Source organism: Acidovorax sp. SRI_002 (assembly GCF_057586455.1).
This window is the reverse complement of record NZ_JBYCZW010000003.1, coordinates 182,491-194,235: the sequence shown is the minus strand read 5'-3', so window position 1 is coordinate 194,235 and position 11,745 is coordinate 182,491. Positions and strand designations below refer to the sequence as shown.

Genomic DNA, 11,745 nt, shown 5'->3' with positions numbered 1-11,745 from the left:
GACAGGCCGAAGGGCCCGACCGGAGTGGGTCTCCCGGGCGGGCGATACTCACGCCCATCGCGAAGGGAGTCAACACACATGAGCACGACATCGAAAGCCCAGCAACGCTTCCGAGTTCCCGCCGCGTTAGCGGTCGCCATGGCGGCTGCGGCGGTTGCCGCGCTGACGGGCGCCAGTGCGTGGGCCCAGGCCCCGGCCCCGGCTGTAGCACCCGCCAAGCAGCGCTATGTGCAAGGCTCGTGGGTCAACCTGCGCGAGTCGGCTCAATCCCAGGCCCGCATCGTCGCCCAAGTACCCGCCAACACCGTGCTGCAACAGCTCACCGAGCGCGACGGCTGGTGTGCAGTGCTCTATACGGGCGATGCCCGCCTGGGGACCCCGCTGGCAGAGCCGCTCCAGGCTCACATCGCCTGCAATTTGCTGGCCGACCAGCCCCTCACCCTGGCCCAGGCGGGCAAGGACGCGGCCCGCGCCTTTTGGGTTGCGCCGTCACCCAACCGCCTGCGCGCTTACGGCAACGCTCTGCCGCGTCCGCCAGCCCTGCAGCTGCCCGCGCTGGTCAAGAGCCACGCACATGAAATGCCGGTGCAGTACCCCACCCGAGCTGAGTGGGAAGCTGCCAAGAAGCTCATGCGCGCTGGCGTGGTGCTGCGGCCCGAGCAGGAGATCGACCGGGACCGCCCCGTCAACCCGCTGGACGACCTGAAGCTGGCCACCCGTGCCGTGGACCACATTCCCGCCGTGACCCCTTTGGCCGCCAAGCCGACCTTGCCGACGATTGCCCCGTCGTACTTTCGCAGCCACACCAGCGTGGCCCTGCTGCATGAGACCGATGCCGACGGCCTGGCTGCCGTGGCGGGCGCCCGCATCAGCGTCATTCCTACCGGGGCGCCCGTGGGCCGGTTCAACCGCCACAATGGGCCTGAAATCGAATACATCACCGGCTTCTGGGACGTGGGCTCTGCCGACCAGGCCTTTGCCCCTGCGCTGACCCTTTATGCCATCACCCACCAGGGCCTGGTGGGGGCCCACACCGTGCGCCAGCGCTATTGGGACATCAGCAACGAAGACCATTACTGCGGCGGCCACTACCCCGGCCGTGGGTTCAACGACCCTGGCGAAGAAGCCCAGCCCGTGCGCGGCTATGCCAAGCTGTCCGACAGTGCCGAGGTGCTGACCCGCCTGGTGCTGCCCGGAAAGCTGCCGCCTGACGCGGTGAAGGTGAAGACCCGGCGATACGCCACGAGCTGGATGCAGCCCGCCGACCCCCCCATCCGGGACAAGCCCCAGCGCAAGAGCACTGCCGTGCTGGTGCACGAGATCGACCTGGACCGTGACGGCGTGGCGGACATCCTGCGCATCGACACCCCTTCGCCCGGCGGCATGAGCTTCGAGCCGATCTTTGAATGGCGCTGGTACCTCAATATCGGCGGCCAGTGGTTCCGGGCGGGGCACTGGGTGGATGAGGAGTGCACGTGAGGCACTCTGCAAAAGGTGAGTGTTAGAACGAATCAAGCCGCAGCGCAATGATCCTGAGTAAAAGCCTGGCGTCTTGTGTCCGTCCTCTAGTCGCCGAGACAGGAATCGAGGAAGTCCCCCACCGTGTTTGGGCAAGTTCGTTTCTTGTCGGTTTGAACCGAAGGTGCTTTTTGGTCACTACACGGCACGGACTTCGCCCATACGAGGATCTTTCTCCGTTGTGTGTCGCCAGTCCAAAGGGCCGCCTGTTCGAGCTGATTGATGTTTTCTACATGCCCCTCGAAGCCTACGGCGAGGACCATTTCGACATTGCAGTAATTGAACTCAACCTGCAGAAGCTGGGGAGAGATTTGGGAGAAACACCCATTCTTCCCCTTGACCACAGTGAGCGAGATTGGATGAGCTACCGAGAGATCTCGCCATTTAGAGTGCTGGGCTTTCCTAATGACCATACCTATATGGACTACGACCGCGGAGAGGTTGTGGAAGGGCTTGTCACTCTAGAGGCCAACTACATCGGACCTGCTCAGAGCCCTTGGATTCACCAGCTGACTGTGCCGAATCCTCCGCCACTATCAACGTTTTCAGGTTTTAGCGGTGGACCTGTTTTCGCGATTTCGCGCAGTCTTGGGAAACCAGCTGTCCCGGTCTTTGCAGGTATGGCACTTCAGGGAAGTATCCAGTCACGGATTGTTCGGTTTGTCGTGAGAGAGCGTGTGGAAGATATGGTTCGGGCGCGAATAACCCGAGGGTAGGGCCTAGGCTTTCGGTTGCCGCAACAACGCCGCCAACACCAGCGCCTCTGCCACCACTTCCAGCGCTTCCTCCAGCGTGGCCAGCAGCACAGGCAACTCCGGCAGCGTGGGCGCATGCGGCTGTACCTCCGGCCACTGGTCCACGCCAATTGCCGCCAACCCCACCGCGAATCCCGCCCACAGCAGGGCACGGGTGCTGCGGTGGCTCAGTGCCCGGTGCAGCCGGGCCAGCGTGACCAACCCCACCAAGGGCACCGCCAGCATCGGCACCTCGCGCACGGCGCTCCAGCGGCATGCATCCATCCATTCGTGGCAGCGGAACTTCCACAGCTCGTGCAGCATGAACTGTTCGTCCAGCGCCAGCGCGCCAAAGGCCAGCACCAGCCACACACCCAGCCGCCAGGGCAGACAGCGTTCGGCCGTGAGGCGCAGCGCGGTGACGCACAGCGTGAGCAGCAGCGCGCTCGATAGCCACGATGCGGGCGAGTTGTCGGAGCGGAATGCGCGCTCCCAGCCCGGTGAAAAGATCCACGCGCTGAACAGCAGAAATCCCGCCACCGCGCCCAGCAGGGCGGGTGCGACCCAGCGGTGAGGCGCTGGTCTGGGGCCTGGCGTGTTGTCGGACAACGGGAGGGTGGGGTGCTGGGGCATGGCGGGGTCTGCAACCACGGGGTGCTGGCGTCGGGCAGGCAGGCGGGCGATAAGATTTTGAATCAAATAGGCCGCTGGCGCTTTACTGTATTGTATTAAATGCTATGTATTTGATAGCGTATTAATGAACTGCCGTGCTGTGGGCAGCGCGCCCTGTTCACACTGGCGGAATCGCTACAGAATCGGGCATCCCTTTGCACGTACGGTATGTCCCTCCCCATCGACCCCTCCCGCAACGCGCTTCCGCCCGTGGCCCAGTTTCTGGCCGAGGCGGCGCTGCAGCGGCAGAGCGCACTGCTGGGGCTGGACAAACCCACGCCTGCGCCCGCACCGCTGCCCACGGCCGACCCGAGCGCGCCGCCGCCCACAACCACCTCGCCCAGCCCCCCCGCTGGGCCTTTGCCCGCACCGGCCGACAAGGCCAGCATTTCAGCCCAGGCGCGCGAGCAGTTGGGCGCGGGTTTTGACCCACGGCGCGAAGTAGCGGGCCATGCTGCCGCTTCAGGGGTGAAGGCGGGACCTGCGCCGCGTGGGCCGTTAACGCCGCTGGCGCCGCCCCCACTTCCCGCGGGGGCGCCAACGTCGGCACCCGCCGTGTCCACCCCTTCGGCGGCGTCGTTGTCAGGCGCTGACTGGCCTGCCACGGGGCTGGGTGCGCCGCTGCAGCGTTTGGTGAGCGCGCTCGTGGCGCAGGTCACGGCCCAGGCCGGGGTGCCGCAGCGCGTAGTGGCCGCGCAGCCCTGGCCCATTGGCATGGCGCAGGCGCTGGAGAGTGGGGCGCTGGATGCCGACCAGCCGCCGCTGCAGACCTGGCTGGTACGTCAGGGCGTGGTGTTGACACCCGAGGGGCCGCGCGGGCTGGCGCTGACCTTGCGTGCACCGGTGCCATGGCTGGCGACGCAGGCGTCGCCAGCGACCGGTGCAGCCGCAGCACAGGCCAGCGCAAACGCCAGTGCTGCAGGCGGCGCGCTGCAGGTGCCGTTTGCCGGGGGCGGCCAGCCGCTGCAGTCGGGCGTGATGGCTTTGGTGTTGCAGGGCATGGACGCCGCCGCACCGCGCACCAGTGCGCTGCTGGTGCTGGACCTGCAGCCGCAACTGGCCGCCACGGTGTACGGCCGCGACATGCTCCAGCAGGCCACGGGCCGTCTGGACCCGTGGACGCAGATGGCCGTGCTGCAGGCCAGCGGCCAGGTGCCGCGTGAGGATGAGCGTGCGCGCAATGGCGCATCCGGCCTGTGCGAAACGGTGGGCTGCCCCTATGCCGCGCGGGCTGAATGTGTGCAACCGTTTTGCCTGGCAATGCGCGGCGTGCTGCCGCCCGAACCGGTGGGCCCGGCGTCCAGCGCTTAATGGCAATGCGGGGTGCCAATCAAGCTCTTTGCACACAGGTCATTTGCAAGCAGTGGCCTGTGTGAGGTCAAATCCAGCCCAACCCCCTTGTTTGGTGAATCGAACGGAGAATCCTGGCCATGCGCGTGCTTCCCCTCTCCCCGACCAATGCCTCTTTCCCCGTCGGTTTCGTCCCGTTGGACGGCACTCCGAAGGACTGCGAGGATTGCGGCAAGGCCGTGGGGCTGGGGTTTCAGTTTGACTACGCGTACCAGCCCATCGTGGACGTGGAGCGCCGTGTGGTGTTTGCGCACGAAGCACTGGTGAGGGGGCCTGGTGGCGAGGGCGCGATGACCGTGTTGGCGCAGGTCAACGACCACAACCGCTACCGCTTTGACCAGGCCTGCCGGGTCAAAGCCATCAAGGGCGCGGCAGAGCTGGGGCTGGCGCAGCCGGTGTCGATCAATTTCCTGCCCAATGCGATCTACAAACCCGAGGTGTGCATCCGCACGACCCTGGAGGCTGCCAGGGCGCACGGCTTTCCGCTTTCTCAGATCATCTTTGAGGTGACCGAGGGCGAGCGCATTGAAGACGGCCCCTGGTTTGCCCAGATCCTGCGCGAGTACAAGCGCTGCGGTTTCCAGACTGCCATTGACGACTTCGGTGCAGGCTATGCGGGCATGAAGCTGCTGTCGGATTTTCAGCCCGACATCATCAAGATCGACATGGACCTGATCCGCAACGTGGATGCCAACCGCGCCCGCCAGGCCATCGTGCGCAGTCTTGTGCGGCTGTGCGAGGAAATGAACATCAAGGTCGTCGCCGAAGGCATCGAGACACCGGCCGAGCGTGACTTTCTGTTCGATGTGGGGATACACCTGATGCAGGGCTATCTGTTTGCCAAGCCGGCTTTTCGTTCGGTGGCCATGGTGGACGCTTCGGCGTACGGCAGCGCATCGCGCTGAACACCCTCAGGCGATTTACGCCGTCACCACGCGGTTTCGCCCGGATTTCTTGGCGGCGTACAGCGCTGCATCCGCCCGTGCAAAGAGGCTGCACGCGCTCTCTGCATCCCGCAAGCTGGCCGCACCAATGCTGATGGTGGTGGGCTGGCTCAGCCAGCCCGCCTGGGCCACCGCAACACGCATGCGCTGGGCGACTTCGTGGGCGCCCTGTGCATCCGTGTGGGGCAGGATCACGGCAAACTCCTCGCCGCCCACCCTGGCCACGATGTCGATGATCCTGACGCAGCCGCTGAGCACCTGCGCGATGGACCGCAGCACCTTGTCGCCAGCCTCATGGCCGAAGTTGTCGTTGATCTGCTTGAAATGGTCCACGTCCAGCATGAGCAGGCTCAGGGGCGACTGCGTGCGCTCCACCACGGCCAGTTCCAGCTCCAGGCTGTCGTCAAATGCGCGCCGGTTGCGCAGGCCGGTGAGCGGGTCGGTCCGGGCCAGCTCGTTGAGCGCCAGGTTCAGTGCGTCCACCTTCTGGATTTGTTCGACCAGCTGCTGGTTGAGCACCTCGGCGTCGCGCAATGCCCGGCGCAGCCGGATCTCGCGCATCGTGGAGTGGGCCAGTTCGACCAGGATTTCGATGTCCTTTTCCGTCCACTGCTTGGCCTTGAAATCCACCGCACAAAAGCTGCCCAGAACCTCGCCCGCTTCGGTTTTCAGGGGGATGCCTGCGTAGGCGCGCACCCCCAGCGAGGCCACGGTGGGCACGTCGCGGAACACGGGCAACTGCGTGGCATCTTCCAGCACCAGGGGCCCGTCAGACACCATGGAGTAGTGGCAGAACGTCCGCCCGGTGAGCTGTCGCAGCGTGCTCAACGGCTCGCCCATGCCAAATGTGCTTTTGTAGAAGTCGCGGTGCGCGTCGAGCAACGAGATGAAGGTGACTGGAGCGCCAGTGATCGTGGAGGCCAGCCGGGTCAATCGGTCAAAGCTCTCTTCGGCGATGCTGTCGAGCAAGCCGGTTTCGCGCACCGCAGCCAACCGCAGCGTGTCGGTGAGCGCCGCCTGTATCCGGGCGTCGTCGGCAGGCAGGGGAGGCGGCAATTCCGTCATGGGTGTCGTACCGGGTACCGAGTTGAGCTACCGAAAGTTACACGATCCCCTCTGGCTGCGGTGCTCTTGCGCGCAAAGACCCTCCACCCATGCCCCATCCTGGGTATTCGAAGTCCGTTTGAAGTCCCTTCGGGCGGAATTCGGCGATGGGTTTTAAGGGGTTTTTTCCGAGCGGGCCACCGGGCAAGGCCAGCGCTGACACACTCGGCGTTTTGGAGACACACATGTTGATACAACTGATCTACGCGAGCCGGTCTTCGCGTGTGCTGGGGCCTGCAGACGTCAAGGACATTTTGGGGGCCTCGCAGCGCAACAACACCCGCGCCGGGATCACGGGCGCCCTGTGCCTGAACAACGGCATCTTTCTGCAGCTGCTCGAAGGTGACCGGGCTGCAGTCAACGCGCTGTACCACCGCTTGCTGAAAGACGGCCGCCACCGCGACACGGCGGTCCTGGACATGAGCGAAATTCCTTGCCGGCGCTTCACCGGCTGGTCGATGGGGCTGATTGCGTCACTCGAATCCAATCGCCAGCTGTTCCTGAAATACTCAGGGACTGCAGATTTCGATCCCTACAGCATGTCTGCAGTCACCTTGCGCAGTTTCTTCGACGAGATTCTGCAGAACGTACGCTGGCTGGAATGACCTGGCTACCCATGGCCCGCAACAGGCCGTGTAGGGCGGGGCGATTGCCGGGGCTCAGTGCCTGCCACTGCGCTCCAGTATGTCTGCGTGGCGTGAACGGGTGATCGGATAGGCCACCAGCAGCGGAATGGCCAGCACCAGGCACACCGCCGGCAGGATGCCCGTCATCAGCGTGATGCCCTGCAGCGCCGTGGCGGACTGCGCCACGTTGGGCACATAGCCCGTTACGTCCAGCATGCCCGCCACCAGCACGGTGGCCAGCGTGCGTGCCAGCTTGTCCATCAGGCCGTACAGGCCGTAGTACATGCCGGTCTTGCGTTCGCCCGTTTGCATGTGGCCGTGGTCGATGGTGTCGGGCACCATGGCAAAAGGCACGATCCAGTGGGCTCCCATGCCGATACCGACCACCACCAAAATGGCGGTGACCAGGCGCTGGTCACCCGGGCCCACCCAGTACAGCGCCACCAGCCCGGCCGCGCAGAACACCAGGCCCAGGATGTAGGCCAGGTTCTTTTCCCAGCGGTCCACCACGCGCTTCCACATGAACAACGAGAGGCCCACCACGCCCAGCAGGGTGCCCATGAAGCGCGGCAGGTCGCCCTTGTCGCCCTGCAGCTGGTAGATCACGAAATACGCGAGCGAGGCCTGCACGAGCGTGAGGCCTAGGCGCACCAGCGTTGCAGCGCCCATCAGCATCAGGAAGGGGCGGTTGTGCAGCGTGGTCCGCAAGGTCTCGCGCACCGACTCCCACATTGCGGGGGTATCGGCATCCACAGGCCGCACCGCCTGTTCCGCCACACTTTCTGCCGGTTCGCGCACGCGCCAGGCCACCACGGCGATGGCTACGCCCGCGACCAGCCCGAAACACGAGCCCGCCAGCGCATAGCCCGTGCGGGCGTCCGGGGCTGCGCGCACCAGCACGGGCATGAAAACGCTGCCCGCAAAAAAGCCCAGCAGGGCGCCCATCGATGCATAGGCCGTGAGGCTGGTGCGCTCGTCGTAGTCGCGGGTCATGTTGGCAGCCATGGCCTGGTAGGGCAGCTGCACCAGGGTCATGAGCGTGTCGAACACGGTGTAGGTCAGGGCGATCCACAGGAACGCGGCCCACGGGCTGAGGCCCGGGGGCACCATCCACACCGCTGCTGCAGCGATGGCGAGCGGAGCCGCACCATAGATCAGATAGACCCGGTGGCGGCCAAGGCGCGAGCGGGTGCGGTCGGTCATCCAGCCAAACAGCGGGTCGTTGATGGTGTCCCACACCTTGCCCACCAGCAGCGCCGCGCCGGCCACGGCAGGCGCCACCAGGGCCACGTCGGTGTAGAAGATCATGAGCATGAAGTTCATGGCGGCAATCTGCATCTGCAGGCCGACATTGCCGGTGGCATAGCCCAGCTTGGTGCCCAGCGAGAGCCGGGTGGCGGGGCCCGTCATGGATGCGCGGCCGAAAGAGACGCCGTCGGGCTCCCCGTGGTGGGAGCATGGGCCACGCGGGGCGGGGCGGCCTCCAGCATCAGGCGCACCTCGCGGCGCAGCATCTTGTTGAGGAAGCTGCGCGGGATCTCTTCGACGATGCGTACATCGTCCGGCTGGTGGTCGGCGGGCAGCTTGTGCGCCAGATACTGGGCAATGTCGTGCTCCAGCGCTTGCCAGTCATGCCCGGTGCGCCAGCTCTGGCGCAGGCTCAGCACCAGCACAGCACGGGCACCGTGCTGCACCAGGCAGGCCTCCTTTACGGCGGGGTGGGTGTGCGCCACCTCTTCCACCTCGCGGGGGTTGAGCCACTGCCCGTGGCGCAATACGCGGTCGGCGCTGCGGCCCAGCACATGCAGGTAGCCAGCCGCGTCGAAATAGCCCACATCGCCCATCACCACCCAGCCGTCGCGCAGCGTCTCCTGGGTTTTTTCGGGGTCGAGCCAATAGCCGTCAAAACGCACCGGCGTCAACACGGTGATGAGGCCCATCTGGCCCAACGGCAGGGGCGCAAACTGTTCGTCGCGGATGACCACCTGCACCCCGGGCATCACCCGGCCCACGGTGGAGAGGATGTCATTGCCCAGTGGCTGGCCCTGCGCGTCCACATGCTGGTGAGGCAGCAGCCAGGTGATGGGCGGCAGCGCCTCCAGGCAGCCATAACCTTGCTGGAAGATCGGCCCGAAACGGCGGATGGCCTCGGCAATCTTGGGCGCCGGCATCATCTCGGAGCCATAGGGCACATGCGTAAGGGACGAGAGGTCGTACTGGCCCAGCGTGGGCTCGTCGAGCAGGTCGATGATGGCCGAGGGCGACAGAAAGGCGCGCGAGACGCGGTGCTTCTGGATCAACGCGGCCAGCGTGGCGGCGCTGAAGTCTTCGGGCATCACGAGCGTGGCGCCCGCCAGCAGGGTGGGCAGCACCAGGCCCGAGCCAGGGCCGGTGAGGGGCAGGCCCAGCATGTTCACATCCTGGCGGCTGGCGGGGGGGCGGAAATCGATGGACTTGGAGATCAGCCGCACGCTGTCGAGGTACTTGCGGTTGCTGTAGCCGATGGACTTGGGCAGCCCCGTGGTGCCCGAGGTCATGTGCAGCGCAAAGATATCGTCTTCGTGCAGCGCGGCCGTGCCGGGGGCAGGCGCATGCTGCGCCAGTGCCTGCTCGTAGTCTTCGCCCAGCGCCAGCAGGTGTATCCCTGGCAGTTGTTCGCGCACGGCCTGGAGGATGGGCGCGCTCAGCAGCGGCTCGTGGATGAGCACCGCCGGCCGGACGCGCACCATGGTGGCCAGCGCTGCATCGGCCGGCAGGTGTTTGTGAAAGCTCGCGAAGATGGTGCCGTTCTCGAACGTGGCGAGCCGGGCTTCGTACTGTTCACCGGTCTCGGGCAGCAGGGTGAACACGACGTCGCCCTTCTTCACGCCCTGCGCCTGCATCCAGGCCTGCAGCCGCTGCACGCGCTCTTGCAGCTGTGCGTAGGTGAGGGTGCCACGCCGGTCGATGAGCGCGGGTTTGTGGGCATGGCGTCGGTACGCCAGGCGCGCCACCGACCGCGCCGTGCGCAGGCGGCTGAGCAGAAAGCGCACCACCAGGCTGCGCAGGGATGGAAAGGCCACGGAAGTCTCCGACAGAAGGCATGGCCAGCCAGTCTTTCATGTGCGCAGGTTGCAAGCCGCCACAATTTGTATGTACACGTATCTTGTTGTTTCTGGTGCGGCTGTGCGGTCGGTTTGGACCAGCCAACGGCACACGGCATCCCGGCACCGTCGCTGCGGCGCCACAGCGCCACAGCGAATGTGTGCCAACACGGAGAAAAGCAAAAAACCGCCAGGACCGGATCGCGGCGCTGGCGGTTTTGAAAGGGACTTGCCGCCTGGATGGGCGTGGCCTTTGCGGGGCGCGCAGCCCTCACACCAGTGCACCCGTGGAACTGGCTCCGCCAGGCCACCGGGTGCGTCCCCCTCGGGGGAAGCGGCGCAGCCGCTCAGGGGGGCTTACGGATACAGGCCGCGCATTTCGCGCGCATGGAGAATGCGCTGGCAGGCCACGATGAAGGTGGCGGTGCGCAGGCTCACCTTGTGCTCTTGCGCCACTTGCCAGATGCCCGCAAAGGCCTCCTGCATGATGCGCACCAGGCGGGCGTTGATCTCGTCTTCGCTCCAGAAGAAACTGGAAAAATCCTGCACCCATTCAAAGTAGCTCACCGTCACACCGCCCGCGTTGGCGATCACGTCGGGCAGCACCAGCACGCCCTTGTCGTGCAGGATGTCATCGGCCTCGGTGGTCGTGGGGCCGTTGGCACCCTCGATCACGAGCTTGGCCTTGATCTGGCCTGCGTTGTCCTTGGTGATCTGGCCTTCCAGCGCTGCCGGGATCAGGATCTCGCAATCCACGCCCCAGAACTCCTCGGCCTTCATCACATCGGCGCCGGCAAAGCCGCCGACGCCGCCACGGGTCTTCACATGCGCCAGCAGCGCGGGCACATCGAGGCCCTTGCTGTTGAAGATGGTGCCGGTGTGATCTTGCACAGCCACCACCTTGGCGCCTGCTTCGGCGAAGAGCTTGGCCGCAATGCCGCCCACGTTGCCAAAGCCTTGGACTGCGATGCGGGCACCTTCCAGCGCCAGTCCGGTCAGCTTGGCGGCTTCCACGCCCACGGTGTACACGCCGCGGCCGGTGGCCTCGACGCGGCCCAGCGAGCCGCCCAGGTCCACGGGCTTGCCGGTGACCACGCCGGTGGCGGTGGCGCCGGTGTTCATGGAATACGTGTCCATCATCCAGGCCATGATCTGGCCGTTGGTGTTCACGTCAGGCGCAGGGATGTCCTTGGACGGGCCGATCAGCAGGCCGATCTCGCTGGTGTAGCGGCGCGTCAGGCGCTCCAGCTCACCCATCGAGAGCTTCTTGGGGTCCACGCGGATACCGCCCTTGGCGCCGCCGTAGGGCACGTTCACCGCAGCGTTCTTCACCGACATCCAGGCCGACAGGGCCATCACTTCCGACAGCGTCACGTCCTGGTGAAAACGCACGCCGCCCTTGCCGGGGCCCCGGCTCAGGTTGTGCTGCACGCGGTAGCCTTCGTAGTGGGCGATGGTGCCGTTGTCCAGCTCGATCGGCACGTCCACGATCAGGATGCGCTTGGGACGCTTGAGGGTTTCCACCCAACGCGCCAGGCTGCCCAGGTAGGGGGTGACGCGGTCTACCTGCTGCAGGTAGTTGCCCCAGGGGCCGAGGTGGTCGGCCTGCAGGTACGAGGGCAGGGGGTGGGATTGTGCGGCAGGGGCGCCGACGGGTTGCGACATGGTGAATTCCTTGTGGGATCAGTTCAGGCTGCGAAGCTTATGCCTGCCG

The 11,745-nt window shown here is 65.7% G+C and carries 10 protein-coding genes; 5 read left to right on the top strand and 5 right to left on the bottom strand.

Annotated elements, in window-relative coordinates; all coding sequences use genetic code 11:
• The first annotated feature begins 78 nt into the window (after nucleotides 1–78).
• Nucleotides 79–1,479, top strand: a complete 1,401-nt coding sequence (locus AC2YJX_RS09035) for an SH3 domain-containing protein (RefSeq protein WP_487255841.1) — start codon at nucleotides 79–81, stop codon at nucleotides 1,477–1,479.
• A 272-nt stretch (nucleotides 1,480–1,751) separates the two neighbouring features.
• Nucleotides 1,752–2,234, top strand: coding sequence for a hypothetical protein (locus AC2YJX_RS09030; protein WP_487255840.1), 483 nt, complete (start codon nucleotides 1,752–1,754; stop codon nucleotides 2,232–2,234).
• A gap of 3 nt (nucleotides 2,235–2,237) precedes the next feature.
• Here AC2YJX_RS09030 and AC2YJX_RS09025 read toward each other — a convergent pair whose 3' ends face one another.
• Complete coding sequence (locus AC2YJX_RS09025; protein ID WP_487255839.1) at nucleotides 2,238–2,885, bottom strand: hypothetical protein; 648 nt, start codon at nucleotides 2,883–2,885, stop codon at nucleotides 2,238–2,240.
• Between the two features lie 207 nt (nucleotides 2,886–3,092).
• Between AC2YJX_RS09025 and AC2YJX_RS09020 the strand changes: the two genes are divergently transcribed.
• Nucleotides 3,093–4,235: a hypothetical protein gene (locus AC2YJX_RS09020; RefSeq protein WP_487255838.1), complete on the top strand. Its 1,143-nt coding sequence runs from the start codon at nucleotides 3,093–3,095 to the stop codon at nucleotides 4,233–4,235.
• A 119-nt stretch (nucleotides 4,236–4,354) separates the two neighbouring features.
• Complete coding sequence (locus AC2YJX_RS09015) at nucleotides 4,355–5,179, top strand: EAL domain-containing protein (protein ID WP_487255837.1); 825 nt, start codon at nucleotides 4,355–4,357, stop codon at nucleotides 5,177–5,179.
• Nucleotides 5,180–5,194: 15 nt separating this feature from the next.
• On the opposite strand, the gene AC2YJX_RS09010 is transcribed toward AC2YJX_RS09015, so the two are convergent.
• Nucleotides 5,195–6,283, bottom strand: a complete 1,089-nt coding sequence (locus AC2YJX_RS09010; RefSeq protein WP_055398778.1) for a sensor domain-containing diguanylate cyclase — start codon at nucleotides 6,281–6,283, stop codon at nucleotides 5,195–5,197.
• A gap of 224 nt (nucleotides 6,284–6,507) precedes the next feature.
• Here AC2YJX_RS09010 and AC2YJX_RS09005 point away from each other — a divergent pair, with 224 nt between their 5' ends.
• The gene (locus tag AC2YJX_RS09005) at nucleotides 6,508–6,927 is read left to right on the top strand and encodes a BLUF domain-containing protein (protein ID WP_055398776.1); all 420 of its coding nucleotides are present in this window, start codon (nucleotides 6,508–6,510) and stop codon (nucleotides 6,925–6,927) included.
• 54 nt (nucleotides 6,928–6,981) lie between these two features.
• On the opposite strand, the gene AC2YJX_RS09000 is transcribed toward AC2YJX_RS09005, so the two are convergent.
• From AC2YJX_RS09000 to AC2YJX_RS08990, 3 genes are all read right to left on the bottom strand, one after another.
• Nucleotides 6,982–8,358, bottom strand: a complete 1,377-nt coding sequence (locus tag AC2YJX_RS09000) for an MFS transporter (protein WP_228896934.1) — start codon at nucleotides 8,356–8,358, stop codon at nucleotides 6,982–6,984.
• Nucleotides 8,355–10,010: a class I adenylate-forming enzyme family protein gene (locus AC2YJX_RS08995; protein ID WP_487255836.1), complete on the bottom strand. Its 1,656-nt coding sequence runs from the start codon at nucleotides 10,008–10,010 to the stop codon at nucleotides 8,355–8,357. The genes AC2YJX_RS09000 and AC2YJX_RS08995 overlap by 4 nt, the downstream gene beginning before the upstream one ends.
• A 378-nt stretch (nucleotides 10,011–10,388) precedes the next feature.
• Nucleotides 10,389–11,696, bottom strand: coding sequence for a Glu/Leu/Phe/Val family dehydrogenase (locus AC2YJX_RS08990; RefSeq protein WP_055398770.1), 1,308 nt, complete (start codon nucleotides 11,694–11,696; stop codon nucleotides 10,389–10,391).
• Nucleotides 11,697–11,745 lie beyond the last annotated feature (49 nt).